Raw genomic sequence first — 24,716 nt, 5'->3', positions numbered from 1 at the left:
AAATGAAGCTCGTCGACGGGCGGGCCGAGATCGACGATCTGGATAGGTTTTTAAATGAAATCGGCCAAATTAGCGAGGAGACCGGCTCGACAGTTCAGCTGTTCGACGCCGACTACGTCGCCGGGGAGCGGCACCTCCGGCGGGCCGCCGAGTTGGCGGGCCGAGCCGGAGAGCGCGGGACGACGATCGCCCGCGAGCCTGCGGTCGAACTCCTACTGTACGCGGCGGGGCGACGGCAGATCAATCGGGCACTCGAAACCGGGGTCGGCGAGGGATCGATGGCGGTCGTCGGCGTCGTGGATGGCGGCGACGAGGCCGCAGCGGTCACGGCCGTCGAAGGGCTGCTGGCGTCGACGGAGTCGGTCCAGTGGGGCGACAGGGAGACGCTAACCGACTTTTTCGACATCGAGGACGCGGAGTTGGCTGTCGTCGACGGCGATCTCGAAGCGATCGTCCTGGAACGCGTCGCGCTGCTGGCGGTCGAAGGGTAGCGGTTGTGCCACCAACCGGAACCCCCTCGTTTCGGCTGGAGAGCTGTTAGAATCGATGAATAAAAGCGAAGCGGAGAATAGTTCCACCAGGATTCGAACCTGGGTCGTTGCCCCCAGAAGGCAACAGGATTGGCCACTACCCCATGGAACTGTGCGCACTCGATTGAAGCGGGTGAGTTTACAAAACCGTGTCGGTTCGGGAGTCGACTGTGTCGCCGACCCACGGGTCGACAGCACACAGGGTAACCGAATCAGCACCTATTAGGTCGCCAGCGAGCCACTCGCCTGTATGTACATCGGCCGCTTCATCGTCGTCGGACCGGGGCTCGGAGCCTATCGCGTCTCTTCCCGGTCGTTCCCGAACCGACAGATCACCGATCGAGAGGGCACCCTGACCGTCGGCCCGACTCCTGAGGCCCCCGAGACGGACAACCCCTACGTCGGCTACAACTGCGTGCGAACGGTCGACGGCCCGGCCACGGAGGGCGAGGTCGCCGTCGTCGGTAACGGCTCGCACGTCGACCCGATCGCGGAGAAACTCGACCTGGGCTACCCGCCGCGGGACGCACTCGCCGCGAGCCTGCTCGCACTCGACTACGAGAAGGACGACTACAACACGCCCCGGATCGCTGGCGTCGTCGACGCCGACGAGGCGTATATCGGTACCGTCCGCCACGATGCACTGCTCGTCAAACGGGTCACCGAGCCGACCCTCGTTGCGACCTACGAGGAGAACAGCCCGGCGGCCTACGAACTTGCAGCGTCGGATGCCGCCGGTGCTGCGGCAGAACTCTACGAGGCTGACTACGAACACGCGGTCTGTGCGGCCGGGGTGACCGTCGACGCCGACGGCACGACGTACGCGATCGAAAACGGCGAGTAGCGATTTCAGGCCGTAAGATCGTCGACGACCGATTTTCCCACCCGAATCGCGTTCTCGATGCCGAGATCGAAGACGTCGTCGTCGATGCTCTCGGTCGGATCGCCACCCGGGGGTTCGCGGTCGAAGTTCGCGGCTGCGCGAATACTGATATACTGATCGAGCAGCCCGAACCGCTCTAAGGCGGTCGCCGTTCCGGCGTCTTCCATCTGCGTTGTCGCGAACGCCTCGATACCGTAGGACGCACAAAGCGCATCGACCTGTGCGGCGGTGGCCTCGCCGTGGTAGACCTCGTCGCCGCAGACGGTCGTACCGACCCCAACTGTGGGACTGCGAGCGTCGTCGTACCGCTGGCGGATTTCTCGGGCACGGTCGCTGTCGGCCAGCCGCACGTCACGAGCGGCCGCCAGTGCGCGGTCGGCGAGCGAATCGTCGAGGTCCCAGACGTACTCCTCGGTGAGCCACTGCATCCGGTCGGTGGTGTCGCCGATCCGGAGTTTGATGTCCCAGTCGACCACGCGGTCGGCGACGAAGACGGAGCCGAGCGTTCCGGCGGCGGGTCGACAGCCAGCGATACCGACCGTGATGAGGGTAGCGTCGTCGAGGGCGATATCATTGCCCGCCGCGAGCGCACTGACGGTCGTGGCCGCGGCGCTTTTACCGATGCCGGTCGGCGCGAGGGTCAGGCGGGCGTCGGTCGCGTGGTAGATCGGGTGATCGACGCCAGCGACATCGAGCTCGTGGTCGAAGACGTAGCGGTCGAGCCACGGCGCGACCTCGCTTGCCTCGCCGGTGTACTCCGCCTCGGAGAACGCTGGAAACACCACGACAGCCGGATGGAGCGTCATATCGTAGATCCGCCGGGGAGCGAAAAGCCGCTTTCGCACCTGCTGTGTAGAACATGACAGATGTCGAAATATTTACTCAGATTCCAGTAAATATTTCAGTCAGGAGTGTGTAGGGCGAGTATGGATACGACGAGTAGCGACACACGACCGGTCGAAAGGGCACCGAACAACCGGGCAGCAGGGAGGAATCGATGAGTCTCGATACCGTCCTCGTAGCGGTCGATACCGATGAAGACGAGGCGATCGACGAGCTCGCCGAGACCGCCATCGATATCGCCGGTCCGGCAGAGGCCACGGTGGTACTGAGTCACGTTTTCTCGGAGAAAGCCTACGAGGATGCTCGCGAGCGGCTCCAGTTCGATCCCGACGGCGAAGTGACACCCAGTGTGGTCGCCAAGCGAAACGCCAATATCAGGGAGTTCGAAAAGAGGCTGTCGGAGGCGGGCGTCACCTCGACGGTCCACGCTCGGCTCGGCGACGGCAGCGACGACGGCGACCGACTCGCCGAGCTCGCAGCGGAAGTCGAGGCCGATCTCGCGATCATCGGCGGACGGGGCCGAACACCGGCAGGCAAGGCCGTCTTCGGGTCCACCGCACAGACGCTCATGCTCACCGCCGACTGTCCGGTCACGTTCGTCCGCACCGAATAAGATAGCGCGGCCGCGTCGGCCAGCCACGCGGCGAATTCTTTACGGTTGTTGGTGGTATTCGACCAGTAATGGAGACTGAAACGTTCGTCGACGTCTTGGAGGAGGCAGGCCTCTCGCCGTACGAGGCGCAGGTCTATGTCACCCTGCTGGATCTCGGGACGGCCTCGGCGACCGAGATCGCCGACGAAAGCGGGATTCCCGGCCCCCGTATCTACGACGTGCTCCGGTCGCTGGCGGATCGCGGCTACGCCGAAACGTACGAACAGGGTACTCTGCAGGCTCGGGCCCACGACCCGACCGACGTCCTGGAGGACCTCCGGGAGCGCGCCAGCCAGTTCGAGGCCGCCGCCGCCGAGGTCGAAACACGGTGGGAACAACCGGAATTAAAAAGCAACAAGGCCAGCATCGTCAAGCGGTTCCAGACGGTGGTCGACCGCGCCGAGCAGTTCATCCGGGGGTCAGAGAATCAGGTCCATCTCTCGGCGACACCCGCGGACATCGACCAGCTCGAAGACGCCCTCCAGGAGGCCCACGACCGAGGGGTCGCCATTCACATCTCGGTCCACACTGAGGCCGACGAGGCCCCGCCATCGGCCGAGCGCTTCGAGGGGATCTGCAAGGAGGTCCGCCACCGCCGTCTCCCTGCCCCGTTTGTCGCCCTGATCGATCGACAGAAAACCTGCTTCTCCCATCACCCCGAGACCATCGACCAGTACGGCGTGTTGGTCAACGATCAGACCCACAGCTACGTCTTCCACTGGTATTTCATGACCTGCCTGTGGGAACACTGCGAGACGATCTACTCGGAGCGGAACACCAGCCCGCCGATCGAGTACGTCGACATCCGACGGCTGGTCGGTGACATCGGCCCGCTCGTCGAGGCGGGCGACAGCCTCGCGGTCAGCGTCGAGGGCCACAACGTCCAGACCGGCCAGCCCGTGTCGGTTACGGGCACCGTCACCGGCACCGAACACGCCACCGGGATTTCGGGGGCCGAGATGCCCTACCGCGTGGCCGGACAGGCGACGCTCTACGTCGACACCGGGGAGGAGGAACTGAGCGTCGGCGGCTGGGGAGCGGTTATCGAAGACATCGAGGCCACACGAATCGTCCTCGAAGCCGCCGACCGACCGGTCGAATTCGATCGGTGAGGCCGGTCGGACTCAGGCGATACATCCCTCTCGCGGTCGGTCGCCCCACGCCCACAGATGTCACTGAACTATTTACAACAGCCATTGTACTATCTTTACGCTTATCATCTACCATGATATATCACAGTTTGTAATGGCAGATCAGTCGACGGGGAACCGACACTCACGCACAGGCTCACTAACACGACGGCGGTTCGTCCAGGCGACGGGGGTCGCCGGGATGGCCTCGATTGCGGGCTGCTACGGCGACAGTGGCAGCGACGCGGTCGTCATCTCCGGCAACCAGAACCTCGCACAGAACCTCGACGTCCAGGCGTTCTACGACGCCGGGGTCTCCGAGGAGATCGACATCGAAATCACGGCCGGACCGGAAGACACCGACTCCCGGTCGGAGGCCTTCGTCAGCACGCTCGACGCCGAGCAGTCGAGCCCCGACATCATGATGATGGACAACGGCTGGACGATCCCGTTCATCTCGCGGGGCGATATCGTCAATCTCGAAGCAGAAATGGACAGCTCGTTCATCGAGGAGGTCAAATCCGACAGTTTCGATATGCTCGTCCAGACGGCGAGCAACCCCGAAACCGGCGATATGTGGGCACTCCCCTTCTTCCCGGACTACCCGACGATGCAGTACCGCAAGGACCTGTTCCGGGATGCGGGCTACACCGACAGCGACTTCGATACCTGGGCGACCGATCCGCCATCCTGGGAGGAGTGGAGCGCGGCCGTCGCCGAGGTCCACGCCAACTCCGACGTCGACTACGGCTACGTCTGGCAGGCCGACAGCTACGCCGGGCTCGCCTGCTGTTCGTTCAGCGAACTGATGTCGACCTACGGCGGGGCCTACTTCGGCGGCACCGACACCCTGTTCGGCCCGGTCGGGGACCGACCCGTGACGGTCGAAGACGAGGCGGTCATCGAGTCGATCAACGTCGCCCGCGACATGGTCTACGGCGACGGCGAGTCGAGCCAGGACATCACCCAGTGTGCCCCCGAGGAGGTCTTCGGCTGGTCCGAACCCGACACCGACGGCGCGTTCGTCGGCGACTCCAACGCGGTGGCGATGCGTAACTGGACCTACACCATCGGCATGGCCGAGGGTGACGAGCAGTTCACCGACGGCGAGGAACTCGGCGTGATGCCGATGCCCTACGGCCGGGCCGAAAGCGAGGTCGACGCCGAGGGCCTCGGCGGCACGGTCGCCGCACAGGGTGGCTGGCTGCTGGGTGTCAACCCCCACACCAACGACATGGCCGAAACCCTCGAAGTCCTCCGGGCGGTCCACTCCGAGGAAGTCCAGGCGGCCGTCCTCGACGGTCCTGGATTCTTGCCCCACCAGCCGGACCTCGTCGAGAGTCTGGCGGGCGACCATCCGGCCTTCGGCGACTACTCCGAGACGCTCGCCATCGCTGGCGACAGCGCCGTCTCCCGGCCCGTCACCCCGGTGTGGCCACAGCAGTCCCAACAGGTCCACCAAGAGGTCAACGACGCCTTCCAGGGTAACAAGACACCCTCGGAGGCAATGGGCGACCTCTCGACATCACTGTCCGAACTGGAAGACCTGTAGAAACGGAACTCAGGCTACACCCATGTACACCAATCATATACCCGGAGGTAGCGATGGCGACTGACCAACAGCCATCCAGGAGCCGGAACCCGATCAAACGCGGGCTTGCGTGGATGGAAAACCTCAGCGAGGAGGCCTACGCGTATCTGCTGTTGATCCCGGCGTTCCTGGTGCTCGCGGTCATCGCCTTCTGGCCGCTGTGGCGGACGTTCAAGCTCTCGCTGTTCGAGGACGATCTGTTCGGCGCGGCCAAAGTCGGCGACTTCGTCGGCCTCCAGAACTACATCGACGTCCTCACCAATCAGAACTCGCTGCTGGCTCGGCCCCTCATTGACCTCACCGGCGGGACACCGTTTTTCCGCCAGGCGCTGCTTGTCACCATTGCGTTTGCGGTGATCAGCGTCGTCTTCGAGACCCTGATCGGCTTCGGCCAGGCCTACATCATGGCCAAGGAGTACCGCGGTCGGCGCTGGGTGCGGGTCGCGATCATCCTCCCGTGGGCGATCCCGATCGTCATCCAGGGGATGCTGTTTTATCTCCTCTTCAATCCCTCAGTCGGCTTCCTTTCGGGGCCGCTGCAGTCGATGGGGATCTTCGGGGCGAACCCGCTGACCGACAGCACTGACGCCTTTATAATCACGACTGTCGCCGACATCTGGAAGACCTCGGCGTTCATGGCGCTGCTCATCCTCGCGGGGATGCAAAGTATTGATAAAAGCCTCTACGACGTGGCGGAGGTCGCCGGGGCCTCGCCGTGGCAGCGGTTCCGCCACATTACGCTGCCGCTCATTCTCCCGGCGCTGCTCGTGGCGATGTTGTTCCGAACCATCGACGCCATGCGCGTCTACGGGATCATCGAGGCCTCCGGCGCTGGCTGTGGCACCGTGCCGTCGCTGTCCTGTCTCGTCGTCGACACCATGTTCGGCTCGACGCAGGCCTACGCCTCGGCGGCGACGGTGGCGTTCATCACAGCCATCGTCATCGGCATCGCGATCAGCGTCTATCTCCTCGCCCTGAAGTTCAGTTCGAGGGGGAGTTACCAATGAGTCACGACACGCAACCGGCAGGAAGCAGCGACGAGGAACAGGGACCGTTCACCAACTGGGTCGACAGCGCGATCAAAAACCCGAAGAAGGTCTACCGGGCGATGTTCGCCACCGTGGCGATTTTCTTCCTGTTTACCACGCTGTTCCCGCTCTACTGGCTCACGATGATCGCCTTTTCGGATGGCAGTCGCGTCAGCGAGGGGGTCGGTCTCCTGCCGACCGGCTTCGATCCCAGCTCGTTTATCGAGATCTTCCAGCAGGTGCCGTTCCACCTCTATATGTTCAACAGCCTCGTGTTCGCGACGCTGACGACGGTTTTCGTGCTGCTCGTCGCCAGCCTCGCGGGGTATGCCTTCGGTCGGCTCCAGTTCCGCGGCAAGCGGCCAATGATGTTGGGCGTCCTGGTGATCAGTTTCTTCCCACCGGCGGCCTTTTTCATCCCGCTGTTCCAGCTGTTCAATCAGCAGATCAGCTTCCTGGGAATCACACCACCGGAACTGTACAGCACGCCCGGCGGCGTCGTCATCCCGCTGAGCGCGGTGTTTCTCCCGCTTGCGATATTCATCCTGACGACCTTCTACGGCCAGATTCCCGACGGGCTCGAAGACGCAGCCCGCATCGAGGGCACTACCCGGCTCGGCGCACTCTTTCGGGTCATCATCCCGCTGTCGGCGCCCGGCGTGGCGACCGCAGGGATACTGACCTTTATCGCCGTCTACAACGAGTTCTTCTTCTCGTTCCTCATGACCGGCGCGGCCGCCCAAGACTGGGCTCCCATCGTCGATGGGATCATCTCCTACCGGTCGCAGTTCCAGGTCCGGTACGACCTGATGGCAGCAGCCAGCATCGTCGCGGTCCTGCCGGTGGCGACACTCGTCGTCATCGCCCAGGAGAAAATCGTCAGCGGACTCACCTCCGGAGCACTGAAAGAATAATGGCAACCATCGAACTCGAACACATCAGAAAGGAGTACGGCAACGACATCGCAATCGAAGACCTCAACCTCGACATCCAGGACGGCGAGTTCGTCACGCTCGTCGGCCCCTCGGGCTGTGGGAAGTCGACAACGATCGAAACGATCGCGGGACTCACCAAACCCACCTCGGGGACGGTCTCGATCGGCGACCGGGACGTGACGAAACTTCCGCCAAAGGATCGGGGGATCGCGATGGTGTTCCAGAACATCGCGCTGTTCCCACACAAGGACGTCTACGACAACATCTCCTTCGGGCTGCAGCTCCGCAAGTTCGAGAAGGAGGAGATCGACAAGCGCGTCGAGAAGGCCGCCGAGACGGTCCAGCTCAACGGAATGTTGGACCGGATGCCCAGCGAGATGTCCGGCGGGCAGCGACAGCGCGTCGCCATCGCCCGCGCCATCGTCCGGCAACCCGATGCGTTCCTGATGGACGAGCCGCTGGCGAACCTCGACGCCGAGTTGCGGGTTCACATGCGGACCCAGCTCCAGCGGATTCACGACGAACTCGACACCACCATCGTCTACGTCACCCACGATCAGGCACAGGCGATGACGATGTCCGACCGGATCGCCGTCATCAACGACGGTGATCTCCAGCAGTTCGCGCCGCCCCTGGAGTGCTACAACGAGCCAGCCAATCTCTTCGTGGCGGGCTTCATCGGCTCGCCCGCGATGAACTTCATCGAGGGCGAGATCACGGACGACGGCTTCGAGGCGGATGCGGGCTACATCGACGTCGAGTTCGACCCCAGTGCGGTCGACGCCACGGTCGGCCAGCAGGTCGTCCTCGGCGTACGGCCCGAACACGTCCTGCCGACCGAGACCGCGACCGGCGACGTGACCGACTCCATCGACACCTACACCGACGTCACCGAGCCAATGGGCAAGGAGATCTTCGTCTACCTCGTCACCGATCAGTCGGCGACCGTCGACATGGAGGACCCCGATGCGGCCGGACAGCTCCTGATGAGCGTCGGCCCCGCCGCCGACATCGGCGAGGACCAACCGCTGTCGGTGGCCCTCGACAAATCGAACCTCCACCTGTTCGATGCCGACAGCGAGGTGGCGATCGCCCACGGGCTCGCCGAACCGGCAGGCGTCGACGCAACTGAGGACACCCCAGCCAGTGCCGATGACTGAATCCCAGCCATCGGTACTGGTCGCCGGTGAGATGTTGGTCGATTTCATTCCCGATTCGACAGGGCCCCTTGCAGGGGTCGAGACGTTCGACCGGCGGGCGGGCGGTGCGCCCGCGAACGTCGCGGTGGGGCTGGCCCGCTTGGAGGAGACGCCGTGGCTGTGTACGACCCTGTCGACCGACCCGTTCGGCGAGTTCCTCGCAAACCGCCTTACAAGCGAGGGACTCCCCGAGGAGTTCGTCACCCGCGTCGACAACTCGACGGCGCTGGCGTTTGTCAGCCACGGCGACGACGCCGACCGGGAGTTCAGTTTCTACCGCGAGCGGACCGCCGATACCGTCCTGCAGACCGACGTGGTCGACACCGCGACGCTGTCGGCGGTCGACTGGCTGGTCGTCGGCGGCGTCACGCTGTCGGCCGAACCCTCACGGTCGGCGACCTTCGAGCTGGTCGAGCGAGCCCAGACGGCGGGCTGTCGGATCGTCTTCGATCCCAACACCCGGCCGGAGCTGTGGGCCGAATCCGACGATATGACCCTAACGCTCGAACGGATGTTGCGGCGGACCGACGTGCTCAAAGCGACCCACGAGGACTTCGAGCCGACCGCAATCGACGCGGGCGGCGGCGGGTTCGCCGAGCGACTCCTTCAAAAAGGCCCGGAGATCGTCCTGCTCACGGAGGGGACGGCGGGCGCACGAGCGGTCGCCGGAAGCGAGTCGGCGTGGGGAGACGGCGAGTGGCACCACGCGGGCTACGAGATCGACGCCGTCGACACCACCGGCGCTGGCGACGCGTTCCTCGCGGGCGCGATTGCGGCTCTCGTCGAAGGCCGCGAGCCGAGCGAGACGCTCGCCTTGGCCAACGCCGTCGCCGCGCTCGCCACAACCGAGGGCGGGGCGATGACCGCGCTGCCCGATCGAGCGGCCGTCGACCGGCTGATGGAGGAGCAATGAGAGAGACGAACGCCGGCCAGTGGAGCCGGTGGAGCCGCGCGCGGGCCGACCGGATCGAGCGAACCGAGGGGACGGTCGCACCCCCGGCCGGACTGCCGGAGAGCGATCCGGCACCGGATCACCACGTCTGGGATACATGGCCACTCCGCACCCGGAGCGGCGAGATCGCCACCGTCGACGGCTGGCAGGTGCTGATCTCGCTGACGGCTCCGGCCGACGTGACGCCGGGCGAGCGCCACGACATCGCCGAACACCGGTATTTCGTCTCGCGCGACGGCCGAGAGTGGACCGACCGCGGGCCCGTCTTCGGCGACGACGCCCTCGGTACCCGGCAGTGGGCGGGCTCGGCGCTGTACGACGACGGCGATCTGTATTTCTTTTATACGGCCGCGGGTGACGCCGACACCGAGGAGCTGACCTACACCCAGCGGCTCGCCGTCGGCCACGGCGGGACCCTTGAGACGGACGACGGCGAGTTGACGATCGAGGGGCCGTGGAGCCACGAGGTCCTCCTGGAGCCCGACGGCGAGTGGTACGAAACGCAGGCCCAGTCGGGCGAGATGACCTACACGTTCCGTGATCCGTGGTTCTTCGAGGACCCCGAGACCGGCCGGACACACCTCGTCTTCGAGTCGAATACGCCCCCGGCGGCCGACGACTGCGGCGGTGACACCGATCAGCAGGCGTTTAACGGCTGTGTCGGCCTGGCGGTCTCGCCGTCGGGCGATCCCTTGGAGTGGGAGTTCCGGCCGCCGATCTTCGATAGCGTCTGTGTGAACCAGGAGATCGAACGGCCTCATATCGTCCACCGCGAGGGTCGCTACTACCTCTTTGTCTCCAGCCACGTCGACACCTTCGCGCCCGGACTCTCGGGATACGACGCCCTCTACGGGTTCGTTGCCGACTCGCTGGACGGCGAGTATCGGCCGCTGAACGAGTCGGGGTTAGTTGTGACGAACCCGGCGAGCGCGCCGTTCCAAGCCTACTCGTGGCTGGCGATCGGCCACGGCGAGGAGCTGCTCGTGAGTGGCTTTTGCAACTATCCCGACTTCGAGGGGGTCACGATCGGCGAGCTCGCGGCGCTGTCGGGGCCAGAGCAGCGAAAACGGTTTGCCGGGACGCTGACGCCGACGCTTCGGCTGGCCGTCGACGGCGAGGAGACGTGGATTCACGGGACGCTCGACCACTGGGCGATCCCGAGCGAGGCCGAGACGCTGCCGCCGCTTGATGAGGACTGGAGCCTTCCGGCCGGGGAACTCGATCCCGAGCCGGGGTTGACCCGGACGGCCTCGCGGCGGGAGGACGGTCCGTTCTGGTAGGCGAGCGACCACCACTACGCGACCGCCGATCACCACACTCCTTTTGAAAACGCCTACCGCTCCCTGAAAACGCCTACTGCTCCCAAACGGATTTTTGTCCCTCGACCGAAGCGATGGTATGCGCTTCGGTATCATTTCGGATATTCACGGTAATCTACCCGCCTTCGAGACAGTGTGCGAGGCAATGCCAGCCGTCGACCGGCTGCTCTGTGCGGGCGACGTGGTGGGCTACAACCCATGGCCCGCCGCGTGTATCGACCGGGTGCGTGAGTTGGGCGCGGTGACCGTGCGGGGGAACCACGACCGGGCGGTCGCCTTCGACGGCGGTGAGCGGTTCAATTCGATGGCGAAAGCCGGAGTCCGGTACGCCCGCGAGCAGTTGGGCGACGCTGACATGGAGTGGCTCCGGTCGCTGCCGACCGAGCAGTTCGTCGCCGACGGGCGGATTCACGTGGTCCACGGCCACCCCGACGATCCCGACCGCTACACCTACCCGCGGGAGTTCTCGGCGTCGATGCTCGGCGAGGGGGTCGAGGTGGTCATCATGGGCCATACGCACGTCCAGGACTCGCGACAGTTCGGCGACGGGGTCGTCCTGAATCCAGGCAGCGTCGGCCAGCCACGCGACGGCGACCGGCGGGCGGCGTTCGCGGTGGTCGAACTCGACGTGGACGACGAAGACAGCGCGCCGACGGTCGACCTGCAGCGGGTCGAGTACGACATCGACCGCGTGATCGAGGCCGTCGAGGCCGCCGGTTTGCCGAAGTCGATCGGGACGCGGCTGCAATCCGGAAACTAGTGGGTTAAATACGGAAAATCCAGCTCAGACGTGGTCCTGGACGATTTCGAGGGTGTCCTCGCGGTCGTCCCAGTCGACGAACAGCGCGACGGATGTGGCGCTGGTGATGACGTCCTGGAGGTTGATCCCGGCGTCGGCGATCGGCGTGAGGATCTCCTGGACGACCCCCGGCCGGTTCGGGAGCTCGCCGCCGGTGACACGGATGACGGCGACGCCGTCCTCAACGGTTACACTCGACAGCGTCGTGCCGCTGACGACCTCCTCGTGGAGGACGGCTTCGGCCTTCTCCGCGCGAGCCTCGTTGATGTAGAACGTGATCGAGTCCATCCCGCTGGCGACCGCATCGATGTTGATATCGGCGGACCGCAGCGATTGTGAGAGATCCGCGAGGATGCCGGGGCTGTTGCGGATCGCCCGTCCGGCGACCGTCAGACAGGCCAGCGGCTCTTCCTGCATATCGATGAGGTTCTGGAACTCCCCTTCGATCTGGGTGCCGCCCGTAAGCAGGTCGCCGTGCTGGTAGTGGACGACCCGCACGCCGAGGTGTTCGTCCTTGTAGGAGAGCGCGCTCGGCGCGACGACCTCAGCGCCGCGGAACGAGAGGTTCCGGAGTTCGTCGACCGAAATCCGGCCGACGTTGCGCGCGCCCTCGACGACGCGTGGGTCGCCGGTCATGACGCCCTCGACGTCGGTGACAATGACGACCTCGTCGGCGTTCATGTAGTTGCCCAGCATAACGGCAGTCGTATCGCTCCCACCGCGGCCCAGCGTGGTGATCTCGCCGTCTTCGTTCTGTGCGAGAAAGCCCGTGATGACCGGGACGACGCCGTCGAGGTCCCCCGCGAGTTCCGCGGCACGGCGTTTGGTCGACTCGGCGTCGACCTCGCCGAGATCGTTGGTGATGATCGGCCACTCGTCGCTACCGGGTTCGAGAAACAGGGCGTCGACGCCGCGCGCGGAGAGTGCGGCCTTCAGCATCCGGACGCTGGTACGTTCGCCCATCGAGACGATCTCGGCGCGGTCGGCATCCGAGGCCTCGAAGTTGATCTCGTCGAGCAGTTCATCGGTCGTCGAGCCCATCGCGCTGGCGACGACCGCGATCTGGTGGCCCGCGTCGACGGCGGCGGCGATCGAGTCCGCCGCGCGGTTGATCCGGTCGCCGCTGCCGAGGCTCGTCCCGCCGAACTTGGCGACGAGGCGCATCAGGCGACCCCCCGAAGGATCGATACGTCACTGCAACAGCCGCAGGCTTCCGTGTCCGTGGTAAACATGGACGGTCATAGCATGGGGTGCTGCATAACGTTGTTCACTTCCGGAAGCATCGCAGAACCGAAACGTCGTCGAGTGCTTAAATAGGGGTAGCAAACAGTCGACGGATTTTGGGCCTGAAAAATCAGTTCGAAGTCAGGAATCGCCCCACCCGTCGGGGACTTCGATGACGTACCGGCCGTCCTCACGGAGCGAGATGATGTACTCGTCGCGGTCGTAGAGCTCCATCAGGTTCAGTTCGTACTGGCCGGGGCTCACGATGCGGATGGATTCGAACTGGTTGTTGAGTTCCTTTCTGAGTTCGTCGAGGTTGGACTCCTCGGTGGGGTCATCCGGCGTGTCGGCCGTCGCTTCGGCGTCGGGTTCGGGTGTGTCGGTCGGGGCGGGCTGGTCGGTCGGGGCGGGCTGGTCGGTGGGCGACTGCTCGTCGGCGGTCGACTGTGGGCCCATCGAGCCAGCGGCAGTGATCTCCGACGAAGAGACGACGTCGGAGCGGGCGGTCGACTGGGCGGGCGATTCGGCCCCGTCGTTCTGGGCGACCTCGCCGTCGCCAACCCCCTCCGTTTCCGGTGGAGATGTCTGACGCCCGGCAGACGGCGTCTCAGGGTCGATCGTGACCGATTCTCCAGTCGACGCGTCGGCTTTCGAGGACGCAGTGGTGTCGGCAGCGTCGTCGGCGACGGAGTCGGCGTTGGAGCCTGCGGGTCTGAACTGGAACTTGTTGCCGCCGCAGTCCGGACAGCCCGACAGCATCTCCTTGGAGCCGTCGGGGAAGGTGTGGCCGCAGTTGGTACACTGGTGGGGCATCAGTGGATAGTTGGTGTCATGGCGTTATTTCCGGGAGACCAGCGCGCTGATGAGCTGTTCGTCCTTGTGGAGCGTCTCGATCTGGTTGGCCGGACCGATGACAGTGAGTTTCTTCGTGGATTCCCGGCCCATGAGTTTGTCCAGGAAGCTCTGGTCGGCGGTCTCGGCGCGTGGGTAGCTCTCGATTTCGATCCCCGAGAAGTCGTCGGGGCTGATCTCGGTCATGGTGACCTCGATGAGTTTCGACTCCTCGTCCGGTGAGAGTCCCTCTTCGAGGATGACGATGTTGCCCTCCCGGACCCCATCGAGGATGAGCCGGATCTTCTCCATGCTCCGGAGCCCGGCCATCCGCGAGCCGCTGATGAGGTCGATCTGGACGCCGTTGTCGGAGTTGGTTGTTTCGGGCATTATCCGAAGTACTCCGCGATCTTGTCGTATACTTCGTCCATGTTGTTGCCCTCCAGAGCCGACAGCGGGACCGTCTCGTGGTCGGGGAAGGCATCGGCAACGCGCTGGACGTCCGAGTCTTCGAGGTCGGTCTTGTTGGCGAAGATCAGGACGGGGAGCTCGCGGCTCTCGATGATCCCGATCAGCATCGTGTTGACCTGTGTGAAGGGATCGGTCGAGGAGTCGAGTACGTAGATCACGCCGTCGACGTCCTCCCGAAGCCAGTGCATGGCCTCGGCGACGCCCTCGGTCGCCTCTCGGGAGCGACGGATGGCGTCGTCCTTCTCCATGTCGTGGTCCAGGAACTCCTTGTAGTCGACCTTCGTGGTGACACCGGGGGTGTCGACGATGTCGATGGAGACCGATTTCCCGTTGCGCTCGATGGAGACGTCCTCCTTGCGTCGGGCCCGGCGTGTTTCGTGTGGAACGTGGCTTTCGGGACCGATAGCGTCGCCGGTCCAGTCGCGTGCGATACGGTTCGCGAGGGTCGTCTTCCCGGCGTTCGGTGGTCCGTAGATGCCGATCCGCTTCGGCTCCTCGGAGGCGAACAGCCGGTCTGTGACCCGCGAAATACTGTCTCGTAAGTTTGTGAGCAGACCCATCATGAGCTCCCCACCCCTCCGCTACGCGTGCGCACAGAGGAGCGTCTGCCATATCGTGACTCGCGGGCACACTTAAGTACTACGTCAGACAGGGGTGAGGGCCCCACCGTATTAGAGTGGCTACCGGCTGTTTTTAGGCAGTTCAAGGAGTTTTACCGACTGTAATTGACTGTTGGAAATAGTCGACTGTCTCGATTCGTTAGTGACAGAATTCAATGGATACGGTGACAAGGGTCAGTGGGTTACGATGACCAGACTCGGTAGGTTACGGTGACAGAACGGGGTGTGATAATGGAACTCACGGGGTTGTGCTGAGCGGCTGTCGAGAGTCGGTGGGAAGTCGTCGACGGTGACTGATCGAGCCTTCTTCTCGGTAAATTCATTGGTAGGTGGTCGTCAAGCAGTTATCCCATGGTAGTAACTGCCGCGCAAGTGGTTATCACGTAAGCGGTCGACAGCCTCACGTATCCTAGCCCCCCACCCCTTCGTTTCGGGTGGAACAGCTACAGAGGCCGCTCCAGGACGAGACGAAATCGTCGACTAGAAAATTCCTAGACTAGTCTCTCTTTCATACAACAGATAAAAACAACTAGAGAACTGTGTTTACTGCAGTACGGGTTAGGTTTCTACGAGAGTAGTATAAAGATTTCTCTTGCGAACTAGTAGTTGTCGACCCACCCCACCCTCTCGTGCGTCTCCAATTGAAACGAAGGGGTGGGGGGGGGGCTAGTCCGTGTTATACATACTCAGACGTGTGCCGAGATACCATACCAACTGTTCCAGCTGTCTTCACCGACCACCTCTGGTCGTGTCCATAATAGTACCACCCTCGTTTCTGTCTCGATTTATTTCATGATTTATTGATACTATGCGCGCACAGTTCCCATGTGTGTTTCTCCATCCCCATGTGTGTTTCTCCATCCCCATGTGTGTTTCTCCATCCGAAACACAGGGTGGACGGTCGACATCCCGACTCAACAGTCGACAGCCCGACGCATCCGAGCCAAAGGGAGAACGTTTTTGTACTCGCTGTGCCTCTGCTTCGTCTGCATCATCTGGACACGGCCCGGCCGCCCTCACGAACGGAACACCCCGCTTACGGTCCCTCCGGTCGGTTTGGTGCGGTACGTGCCACAGGTTCCACCTGAAACAGAGGGGGTAGTATGACGAAGGAAAACACAGATTCGGAGCCGGACTCCGCCGCCGACGCCGACGATTCGACAGCCGCCAGAGACCGCTCAGCCACCTCGACCAACCTCGATTTCGATACGATGTTCGACGAAAACGAGGAGAGCCAGGGGCTGTTCGACGATCTGCTGGCCAGCGAGCCGATCTTCGAGAACAAAGAGGTCCTCCGTCCCTCCTACACCCCCCACGAGCTCCCCCACCGCAACGACCAGATCAACCGCATGGCGACGATTCTAGTCTCCGCGCTCCGCGGCGACACCCCCTCGAACATCCTCATCTACGGGAAAACCGGGACCGGGAAAACCGCCAGCGCGAAGTTCGTCAGCCAGGAGCTCGAATCGACCTCCCAGAAGTACGACGTTCCCTGCGAGGTCGAATATATCAACTGCGAGGTCACAGACACCCAGTATCGGGTGCTTGCCCAACTCGCAAACAAGTTCATCGACAAAAACGAAGCCCGGATCGAGTCGAAAATCGAGAACCTCGAAGCGGTCCGCGATCGCCTCCAGTCGGCCGACACTCCCTCCGATCTCGCCAACGACTCCGACGACACCGACGAGGAAGTCCGGTCGCTGGCCGCGGAGTACGACGACGTTGCGGCGGTCGACGCCGCGATCGACGATCTCGAAGCCGACCTCGCGGAGCTCGACCCCGTCCCGATGACGGGATGGCCGACCGACCGGGTATACTCGACGTTTTTCGAAGCGGTCGACTACCACGAGCGCGTGGTCGTCATCATGCTCGACGAGATCGACAAACTCGTCGAGAAAAGCGGCGACGACACCCTCTATAACCTCTCGCGGATGAACTCCGAGCTCACCAACTCCAGGATCTCTATCATGGGGATCTCGAACGACCTCAAATTTACTGACTTCCTGGATCCCCGCGTCAAATCCTCGCTGGGCGAGGAGGAGATCGTCTTCCCGCCCTATGACGCCACCCAACTCCGGGATATTCTCCAACACCGCGCGGACGTGGCGTTCAAATCCGAGGCCCTTACCTCGGATGTGATTCCGCTATGCGCCGCATTTGCCGCCCAGGAACACGGCGACGCCCGCCGGGCGCTCGACCTCCTGCGGACCGCGGGCGAACTCGCCGAGCGAAGCCAAGCTGATCTCATCGAGGAGACCCACGTCCGGCAGGCCCAGGACAAGATCGAACTCGACCGGGTCGTCGAGGTCGTCCGCACGCTGCCGACCCAGAGCAAGATCGTCCTCTTTTCGATTATTCTCCTCGAAAAGAACGGGGTTCATAACATCAACACCGGCGAGGTGTTCAACATCTACAAACGCCTCTGTGAGGAGATCGACGCCGACGTGCTCACCCAGCGTCGCGTGACCGACCTCATCAGTGAACTCGATATGCTCGGCATCGTCAACGCGGTCGTCGTCTCGAAAGGCCGCTACGGCCGCACGAAAGAAATGAACCTCTCGGTCCCGATCGACGAGACCGAAGCCGTCCTCTTGTCCGACTCGCGGCTCGGCGATATCGACAACGTCCAGCCGTTCGTCCAGGCACGGTTCGACAACGACTGATTAGCCGAGTAGTTCGCGCCGACCGATCGCATACGCCGTCCCGGCTCCGATAGCGCCGACACCAGCAGGTAGCAGCGGCCCGAAACTCGCCGCGCCGGTCAGTGCCAGTCGGATGTAGCCGACCCGTGGAATCCGGAGGTGTGCGATTCCAGTGACCCACCCCGGTTTGACGACCGGTGCGATACCGTTGGCCTGATCGTACTGGGCGTTGCTGTCGTTGTTATCTCCCTTGGTGATATAGCCCGCGTGGGGTGCCGGACACTGGTCGAGTTCCGAACAGCTGTCGGCGGCGATGTACTCCGGATTCGCCCGATCGTACCAGTTTTCGCCACCCTCGACGTAGAAGTGTGCCCGATGGATAATCGGGGGTCCGAGTGATTCCGGATTCTGGTAGACGACCACACTCCCAGCGCGGTTGAACGATTCGTGTTTTGTTTCACCGACCGAATTCGCCGTCACAACACCTGTCCGGTCGGCCATCTCGGGTGCGAACCGTCCCGGCTCGGAGACGATTATCAGATCGTACTGGTTGATGTTCGGCTCCATACTCTCGCTTTCGACCGCGACCATCGGCGGCCAGACGCCACTGGCACCGAACAACAACAGCCCGAACAGCAGCACGATCCCGCCACTGAGAAGTACCTCACGAAGCAACAACAGCGGTCCATCGTCTGCTGTGCGGAACCGTGTCCACAGCGAGCCGGACTCCCCAGACTCCCTCGACCCCGCACGCGGCGGGATATCACGCTTGCCTGTGTCGTCGGCATGAGGCCGCTCGGTCGACCGGCGATCATCGCCGTTCGCAGCCGTCTCGTCGGTCTCGGAAGACGGCGTTCGATCCGCCGTCGGCCCTCCGGCCTCCTCGTCGTCCGGTGGCCGACGATCCCCTGGACTCATTGCCCTCTCATTCGATTGGCCCGTGTTTGAAGCTTCTGGGTGATTTCCCTACTACGTCTCGTGATTTCATTCGATGAGACACCCGTTCTGTCGCGTATAGTGACGGCCTACACACTGTTACCCATCATTTACTCGTTCTACCAAAGCGGTATGTATTGTATCTACCAAAGCGGTATGTATTGTATACTGTCCGGCAGCCCGAGAACCACGGTCGTTCGGCATGCTTTTGACTGGAGCCATCCCACGAGTTGATGTGCCACTGGAGACCCCGTCACGGATCGTTCAGGCCCTCGCCGAGCACGGCTACAACGCCGAACGGGAGGTCGTAACACTCCTTGCGGGGGCCGACGATCCGGCGGCCGCACTCGAAACGGTCGTCGAGGCGACGCCGGACAACGCGCTCCGTGTGACGACTGCCACCGTTCGACAAACGCTCGACTCGTCGCCTCCGGCTCCCGATCCGGCGGCGGTTACCGCCAATTCGACCCCATCGGCAAATACCTCTGTTTCAACTCCAACTAAAAACCCTGAAAAACCCACGCAAACAACGGATACTCCAGTCGAAACGGAGGGGTCTTCCGACTCGGTAACGAGGGCTGCCACGACCGAGGAACGACCGAACGGTGAGGGAGCTTCGTCGCGGTCCCCACAGCCAGCCGAAATCACCGGCGACATCACGGGCCGGAGCACCGGCACCGGCGAATACAAACAGTTCGTGACCACGTTTCGCGACCGCTACAAGCGGCTCTCGAAACTACTGGGCGGCCGCGTCAACCACCGCCCGGCGTCGGCGATCCAATCGATGGGCGGCGGCAGCGAGGCTGAGATGATCGGCCTCGTCAACGACATTCGCTCGACGGCCAGCGGCCACTGGCTGATCGAACTCGAAGACACGACCGGCACGTTTCCTGCGCTCGTCATGAAGGACCGCGAGATCGCCAACATGGTCGACGACCTCTTGCTGGACGAATGTATCGCGGTCCAGGGGACGCTCGCCGACGACAGCGGTATCATGTTCGTCGACTCGCTTTTCGTCCCCGACGTGCCCCGAACGTTCCGCCCCTCGACGGCCGACCGCCACGTCCAGGCCGCCCTGATTTCGGATGTCCACGTCGGCAGCCAGGAGTTCATGGCCGACGCCTGGAACCGGTTTGCCGACTGGCTCCACACCGAGGAGGCCGAGACCGTCGAGTACCTCCTCATCGCGGGCGATATGGTCGAAGGCGTCGGCGTCTATCCGGATCAGGACGAGGAGCTGGATATCGTCGATATTTTCGACCAGTACGAAGCGTTCTCGGAGCATCTCAAAGCCGTCCCCGGCGACATGGAGATCGTCATGATCCCCGGCAACCACGACGCGGTCCGGCTCGCCGAACCACAGCCGGGTTTCGACGAGGAACTGCGGTCGATTATGTCGGCCCATGACGCCCGGATTTCCGGGAACCCCTCGACGGTCACCATCGAGGGCGTCTCGGTGCTGATGTATCACGGCGTTTCGCTCGACGAGGTGATCGCCGAACTCCCCGAGGAGAAGGCCAGCTACGACGAGCCACACAAGGCGATGTACCAGCTCCTCAAAAAGCGACACGTCGCCCCGAAGTACGGCGGCAAGATGCGGCTCGCACCCGAGGAGAAGGACTACTTAGTTATCGACGAGGTACCGGACGTCTTCCACACCGGCCACGTCCACAAACTCGGCTGGGGGAAGTACCACAACGTACTCGCGGTCAACAGCGGCTGTTGGCAGGCCCAAACCGAGTTCCAAAAGAAGGTCAACATCGACCCCGACGTGGCCCACGCGCCCATCGTCGACCTCGATACGCTGAATATGACGGTTCGGAAGTTCGCCTAAGGGCCCCATCACCCGTCAGCGATAGATGCTATTTTAGGCCCGACACACAGAGAGACCCGTATGGATTACGACCCGCAGGAACTCGAAGCCGACTGGCGGGCGCGGTGGGACGCAGAGGGGCGCTACGAGCCCGATCCCACCACGACTGCCGACCCCGACGACGAGGAGACGACCTTTATCACCGTGCCGTATCCCTACCCCAGCGGCGGGATGCACATCGGCCACGCCCGGACCTACACTGTCCCCGATGTGTACGCCCGCTACCGCCGCCAACAAGGCGACGACGTGCTGTTCCCGATGGCCTGGCACGTCACCGGCACGCCGATTATTGGGGCCGTTGAACGCCTCGAAAAACGCGAGGAAAAACAAATGTCGGTGCTCCAGGACACCTACAACGTCTCCGATGACGTCCTCTCCGACCTCGAAACGCCGATGGGCTATGCCCGCCACTTCATCGAGGAACACTACAAGACGGGAATGCAGTCCCTCGGTTTGTCTATCGACTGGCGGCGGGAGTTCACGACCAACGACGACCGCTATTCCAAATTCATCACCTGGCAGTACGAGACTCTCAAAGAGCGGGGGCGGCTCGAAAAGGGGCTCCACCCGGTCAAATACTGCACCGAGCAGGAAAACCCCGTCACCACCCACGACCTCCTGGAGGGCGAGGACGTCGAGTACCAGGAGTATACGCTCGTCAAATTCAGTCAGGGAGAGACCACGATCCCGATGGCGACGCTGCGACCCGAAACGGTCCGCGGGGTCACCAACGCCTACATCAATCCCGACTCTCCGTACGTCGAGGCGACCGTCGACGGCGAGCAGTGGCTCGTCTCGGTCGAGGCCGCCGAAAAACTCGACCTCCAGGACCACGACGTTGAGATCCACCGCGAGTTCCAGGGCTCCGAATTCGTCGGCGAACACGTCACCAATCCCGTCACCGGCGACGAAGTTCTCGTGCTCCCCGCCGAGTTCGTCGATAGCGACAACGCCACCGGCGTCGTCATGTCGGTCCCAGCCCACAGCCCCGACGACTACCTCGCCCTCCAGGAGGCGAAGGCCGACCCCGACCGCCTCGAAGCCTACGGGATCGACCCCGCCGAAGTCGAGGCCATCGAGCCGGTCCCGATTCTCGACGTCGAGGGCTACGGCGAGATCCCCGCGAAGGACGCCGTCGAATCGGCTGGCATAACCAGCAGCAACGACCCCGATCTCAAGGAGGTCACCCAGGACGTCTACAACGCCGAGTTCCACACGGGTCGACTCCACGACGCCTACGGCGAGTACGCCGACGAGCTCATCGAGGACGTGCGCGATGAGTTAGCCAACGCCTACCGCGAGCAGGGCGACTTCGGCGCGATGTACGACTTCCCGGAGCCCGTCGTCTCGCGGGCTGGCGGCAAAGTAGTCGTTGCCTACCAGGATACGTGGTTCCTCACGTACAACGACGAGGACTGGAAGGCCGAGGCCAAGCGAGTCGTCGACCAACTCGATACCAACCCCGCCAACACCCGCGGGGAGTACGACCACACCATCGACTGGCTCAACGAGTGGCCCTGTATCCGCAACTACGGGCTGGGCACGAAGCTCCCGTGGGACGACAGTTTCGTCATCGAGCCGCTGTCGGACTCGACGATCTATATGGCCTACTACACCATCGCCCACCGGCTCGACGAGATCCCGGTCGAGGACCTTGACCGGGAGTTCTTCGATGCGCTGTTCTACGGCGAAGACGCCGTCGAGGGCGAGGCCGACAAGCGGGCCCTCGACCTCCGCGACGAGTGGCAGTACTGGTACCCCGTCACCCAGCGATTCTCGGCCAACGACCTCATCTCGAACCACCTCACGTTCTACCTGTTCCACCACGCCGAACTGTTCGACGAGGCCCAGTGGCCCGACGGCATCACCATCATGGGGATGGGTCTCCTGGAGGGCGAAAAGATGTCCTCCTCGAAGGGCCACGTTGTCCTCCCCGGCAAGGCCATCGAGAACTACGGGGCGGACACCGTCCGCTTCTTCCTGCTGAACTCCGCGGAGCCGTGGCAGGATTACGACTGGCGAGCCGAACAGGTCGAAGGTGTGGAAAAACAGCTCCGCCGGTTTTGGAACCGTGCCCAGGAGCTGATCGACGCCGATGAACCCGACGTCGATCCCCAGACTGACCTCAAACACATCGACCGCTGGCTCCTGTCCAAACTCCAGACCACCATCGAGTCGACGACGCAAGCTCTCGAAAACGCCGAGACGCGGAGCGCCTCGCAGGCGGCCTTCTACGGCTTCGAGGAGCACCTCAAATGGTATCGCCGCCGGGCCGATCTCGATCGACCAGGCGCCCAGTGGACGCTCCGACACGTCCTCGAAACCCGCCTCCGGCTGCTGGCTCCGTTTATTCCCTTTATGACCAACGAGCTGCACGAACAGCTCACTGGGACCCCGGCCGAGGACGCCCCGTGGCCGGAGGTCGAAAGCGAGTGGCAGTCAGCACGCACTGAAACCGAGGAGCGACAGATCGAGCGGCTGACCGACGACATCCAGGACATCCTCAACGTCACTGATCAGGACCCTGAGACGATCCGCGTCTACGTTGCGGCCGACTGGAAACAGTCGGTCTTCGAGACCGTCCGGGAGACCGGTACCAACGTCGGCGACGTGATGAGCGAGGTCATGCAGGTCCCCGACCTCCGCGAGCGCGGCAACGCAGTCAATCAGTTGGTCCAGGATCTGGTCGAGCTCGTTCGAAGTCTCGACGATGAGACGCTCGCCGTACTTGACGAGATCGACGAGACCTCGACCTACGAAACCGCGGTTGGCTTCCTCGAACGGGAGTACGACGCTACGGTCGAGATCTACGCCGAGGACGGCGAGGGGATCGACGACCCCGAGGATCGGGCCTCGAAAGCCGTGCCGTTCCGCCCGGCAATCCACATCGAATAGGACGTCGACGTCGGTTTTCACCGCTACTGACAGCCGATTTATGGTTTTTCGGCACCGATGAGTGGTATGAGCCCGCAGTCCGATCCTGGAGTCCTCGAATCAGCCTACCGAACGGTGACGCCGGGCTACCAAAGCCGCGGCAACACGGAGATGGATCTGCTGGGATGGGTGGTGTTTCTCGGCATCTTTACGCTGCTGTTTCCGTTGATCCCCGTTTTCGTCGTCTTGGTCCTCGCAACCAAAGCCGTCAGAGCGATCCGGTCGGCGGTGCGGGGACAGCCCAACTAACTGTCGGCCACTCCGAGCAGGTCGAACGGCGTGCCGTTGTCCCGTTCTCGGGCCGCGGTGTATACGACGTGGGCTGCGGCCACGTCCTGAATCGCCAACCCGGTCGAATCGAAGACAGTGATCCCGTCTTCGGTGGTTCGCCCCGTTTTCTCACCGGTCACGATCTCGCCCAGTGAGCTGTAGATATCCGCGTCGGTGAGCGTTCCCTCGCTGTAGGGGACGTTGATCTCGCCCGAATGGGTGGTTTGTTCGTAGTCGTCGATTACGAGTTTGGCGTCCAGGAGGATCTCGTTGGCCAGTTCGTGTTTGCCCGCCGCGTCCGCGCCGATCGCGTTGATATGGGTCTCCTCGCCGACCATCTCGCGGTCGACGATCGGCGATTCGACCGGGGTGACCGTCGACAGGACGTCACAGGAAGCGGCTTCGGCGACCGACCCGCCCCGGATCTCGAAGCGGTCTTCGAACTGGTCGATGAATTCGGCCGCCCGCTCGGCGTCGACGTCCGAGACGACGACCTCTTCGATGGGCCGGACTGCCTCGATGGCTTCGAGCTGGGTGTAGGACTGGACGCCAGCGCCGACGATGCCGAGCGACGCTGCATCCGTGACGGCGAGGTGGTCGGTGGCGACAGCGGCGGCCGCCCCCGTTCGCAGCATCGTTAGCTCGCGGCCATCCATGATCGCCAGCGGAAAGGCGTTTTTGGGGTCCGAGTAGATCATCGTTCCCAGGACAGTGGGCAGCCCGTACTCGGCTCGGTTGTCGGGGTGGACGTTGACCCATTTGACGCCCGCGGCGTCCCATTCCTCGCCGCCAGTTTCATCACGCACGCGGAGATAGGCTGGCATCGACCGGAAATCCCCGTTGTACTGCGGGAGGTCGATATACGATTTCGCTGGCATCTGGGCGTCGCCGCGCTGATACGCTCCGAAGGCGTCTTCGACCGCCGAAATAAGCTCCTCCATCGGCGCGTTCGCCCGGACATCGTCGCTGTCGAGCAGCAGCGTGTGCATACCGACTGGTTCGACTCCGTGATCTTAACGGGTCTGGTAGGCTGGCTCGTCGTCGACGATCTGGA

At 63.2% G+C, this 24,716-nt stretch carries 22 protein-coding genes and 1 tRNA gene; 15 read left to right on the top strand and 8 right to left on the bottom strand.

All coding sequences use genetic code 11. From position 1 onward, the window contains the following. The first annotated feature begins 2 nt into the window (after window positions 1-2). Window positions 3-491 (top strand): KEOPS complex subunit Cgi121, encoded by a 489-nt coding sequence (gene cgi121 / locus NO877_RS16615; RefSeq protein WP_256397474.1) that lies wholly within the window; start codon window positions 3-5, stop codon window positions 489-491. 78 nt (window positions 492-569) lie between these two features. On the opposite strand, the gene NO877_RS16610 is transcribed toward cgi121, so the two are convergent. Further along, a tRNA-Gln gene (locus NO877_RS16610) sits at window positions 570-642 on the bottom strand. 138 nt (window positions 643-780) lie between these two features. Here NO877_RS16610 and NO877_RS16605 point away from each other — a divergent pair. Then, window positions 781-1,374, top strand: a complete 594-nt coding sequence (locus tag NO877_RS16605) for an IMP cyclohydrolase (RefSeq protein ID WP_256397473.1) — start codon at window positions 781-783, stop codon at window positions 1,372-1,374. Window positions 1,375-1,379: 5 nt separating this feature from the next. On the opposite strand, the gene NO877_RS16600 is transcribed toward NO877_RS16605, so the two are convergent. Further along, on the bottom strand, window positions 1,380-2,219 hold the full coding sequence (locus tag NO877_RS16600) for a phosphorylase family protein (protein WP_256397472.1): 840 nt from the start codon (window positions 2,217-2,219) through the stop codon (window positions 1,380-1,382). A gap of 191 nt (window positions 2,220-2,410) precedes the next feature. Between NO877_RS16600 and NO877_RS16595 the strand changes: the two genes are divergently transcribed. The 9 genes from NO877_RS16595 to NO877_RS16555 all read left to right on the top strand — a co-directional run bounded on the left by NO877_RS16595 (window position 2,411) and on the right by NO877_RS16555 (window position 11,822). After that, window positions 2,411-2,869, top strand: coding sequence for a universal stress protein (locus NO877_RS16595; RefSeq protein ID WP_256397471.1), 459 nt, complete (start codon window positions 2,411-2,413; stop codon window positions 2,867-2,869). A gap of 68 nt (window positions 2,870-2,937) precedes the next feature. Then, window positions 2,938-4,020, top strand: a complete 1,083-nt coding sequence (locus NO877_RS16590) for a TrmB family transcriptional regulator (protein ID WP_256397470.1) — start codon at window positions 2,938-2,940, stop codon at window positions 4,018-4,020. Between the two features lie 133 nt (window positions 4,021-4,153). Then, a complete protein-coding gene (locus NO877_RS16585; protein WP_256397469.1) occupies window positions 4,154-5,590 on the top strand; it encodes an extracellular solute-binding protein in 1,437 nt (478 codons plus the stop codon). A gap of 53 nt (window positions 5,591-5,643) precedes the next feature. Continuing rightward, entirely contained in the window at window positions 5,644-6,636 is a 993-nt protein-coding gene (locus NO877_RS16580; RefSeq protein WP_256397468.1) for a carbohydrate ABC transporter permease, read from the top strand. Further along, complete coding sequence (locus NO877_RS16575) at window positions 6,633-7,571, top strand: carbohydrate ABC transporter permease (protein WP_256397467.1); 939 nt, start codon at window positions 6,633-6,635, stop codon at window positions 7,569-7,571. The genes NO877_RS16580 and NO877_RS16575 overlap by 4 nt, the downstream gene beginning before the upstream one ends. Next, entirely contained in the window at window positions 7,571-8,752 is a 1,182-nt protein-coding gene (locus tag NO877_RS16570; protein WP_256397466.1) for an ABC transporter ATP-binding protein, read from the top strand. Before NO877_RS16575 ends, NO877_RS16570 begins: the two co-directional genes overlap by 1 nt. Further along, window positions 8,745-9,704 carry a carbohydrate kinase family protein gene (locus tag NO877_RS16565; RefSeq protein ID WP_256397464.1) on the top strand — a complete coding sequence of 320 codons (960 nt, stop codon included), beginning with the start codon at window positions 8,745-8,747 and terminating at the stop codon, window positions 9,702-9,704. The genes NO877_RS16570 and NO877_RS16565 overlap by 8 nt, the downstream gene beginning before the upstream one ends. Then, a complete protein-coding gene (locus tag NO877_RS16560; RefSeq protein WP_256397463.1) occupies window positions 9,701-11,023 on the top strand; it encodes a glycoside hydrolase family 68 protein in 1,323 nt (440 codons plus the stop codon). The genes NO877_RS16565 and NO877_RS16560 overlap by 4 nt, the downstream gene beginning before the upstream one ends. Window positions 11,024-11,141: 118 nt before the next feature. Then, the gene (locus tag NO877_RS16555) at window positions 11,142-11,822 is read left to right on the top strand and encodes a metallophosphoesterase family protein (RefSeq protein ID WP_256397462.1); all 681 of its coding nucleotides are present in this window, start codon (window positions 11,142-11,144) and stop codon (window positions 11,820-11,822) included. 24 nt (window positions 11,823-11,846) lie between these two features. Here NO877_RS16555 and NO877_RS16550 read toward each other — a convergent pair whose 3' ends face one another. The 4 genes from NO877_RS16550 to NO877_RS16535 all read right to left on the bottom strand — a co-directional run bounded on the left by NO877_RS16550 (window position 11,847) and on the right by NO877_RS16535 (window position 14,947). Continuing rightward, window positions 11,847-13,025, bottom strand: coding sequence for an aspartate kinase (locus tag NO877_RS16550; RefSeq protein ID WP_256397461.1), 1,179 nt, complete (start codon window positions 13,023-13,025; stop codon window positions 11,847-11,849). A gap of 201 nt (window positions 13,026-13,226) precedes the next feature. Continuing rightward, window positions 13,227-13,898: a Zn-ribbon domain-containing protein gene (locus NO877_RS16545; RefSeq protein ID WP_256397460.1), complete on the bottom strand. Its 672-nt coding sequence runs from the start codon at window positions 13,896-13,898 to the stop codon at window positions 13,227-13,229. 24 nt (window positions 13,899-13,922) lie between these two features. Next, entirely contained in the window at window positions 13,923-14,306 is a 384-nt protein-coding gene (locus NO877_RS16540) for a DUF2073 domain-containing protein (RefSeq protein WP_256397459.1), read from the bottom strand. Then, the gene (locus NO877_RS16535) at window positions 14,306-14,947 is read right to left on the bottom strand and encodes an Era-like GTP-binding protein (RefSeq protein WP_256397458.1); all 642 of its coding nucleotides are present in this window, start codon (window positions 14,945-14,947) and stop codon (window positions 14,306-14,308) included. Before NO877_RS16535 ends, NO877_RS16540 begins: the two co-directional genes overlap by 1 nt. Window positions 14,948-16,110: 1,163 nt before the next feature. Between NO877_RS16535 and NO877_RS16530 the strand changes: the two genes are divergently transcribed. Continuing rightward, window positions 16,111-17,670 carry a Cdc6/Cdc18 family protein gene (locus tag NO877_RS16530; RefSeq protein ID WP_256397457.1) on the top strand — a complete coding sequence of 520 codons (1,560 nt, stop codon included), beginning with the start codon at window positions 16,111-16,113 and terminating at the stop codon, window positions 17,668-17,670. Here NO877_RS16530 and NO877_RS16525 read toward each other — a convergent pair whose 3' ends face one another. Next, window positions 17,671-18,567, bottom strand: coding sequence for a S26 family signal peptidase (locus tag NO877_RS16525; protein WP_256397456.1), 897 nt, complete (start codon window positions 18,565-18,567; stop codon window positions 17,671-17,673). Between the two features lie 253 nt (window positions 18,568-18,820). Here NO877_RS16525 and NO877_RS16520 point away from each other — a divergent pair, with 253 nt between their 5' ends. From NO877_RS16520 to NO877_RS16510, 3 genes are all read left to right on the top strand, one after another. Beyond that, window positions 18,821-20,419 (top strand): DNA-directed DNA polymerase II small subunit, encoded by a 1,599-nt coding sequence (locus tag NO877_RS16520; protein WP_256397455.1) that lies wholly within the window; start codon window positions 18,821-18,823, stop codon window positions 20,417-20,419. A gap of 60 nt (window positions 20,420-20,479) precedes the next feature. Beyond that, a complete protein-coding gene (gene leuS, locus NO877_RS16515) occupies window positions 20,480-23,353 on the top strand; it encodes a leucine--tRNA ligase (protein ID WP_256397454.1) in 2,874 nt (957 codons plus the stop codon). Between the two features lie 66 nt (window positions 23,354-23,419). Beyond that, a complete protein-coding gene (locus tag NO877_RS16510; protein WP_256397453.1) occupies window positions 23,420-23,641 on the top strand; it encodes a DUF7535 family protein in 222 nt (73 codons plus the stop codon). On the opposite strand, the gene NO877_RS16505 is transcribed toward NO877_RS16510, so the two are convergent. After that, window positions 23,638-24,651, bottom strand: coding sequence for an ornithine cyclodeaminase family protein (locus tag NO877_RS16505; RefSeq protein WP_256397452.1), 1,014 nt, complete (start codon window positions 24,649-24,651; stop codon window positions 23,638-23,640). The two genes, NO877_RS16510 and NO877_RS16505, sit on opposite strands and share 4 nt — an antisense overlap. Window positions 24,652-24,716: the final 65 nt, after the last annotated feature.

Origin of the sequence: Halohasta litorea (assembly GCF_024494645.1) — an archaeon.
Classification (GTDB): Archaea; Halobacteriota; Halobacteria; order Halobacteriales; family Haloferacaceae; genus Halohasta; species Halohasta litorea.
Note: the sequence above shows the minus strand (reverse complement) of the source record. Positions and strands in the feature narration are given on the sequence as shown.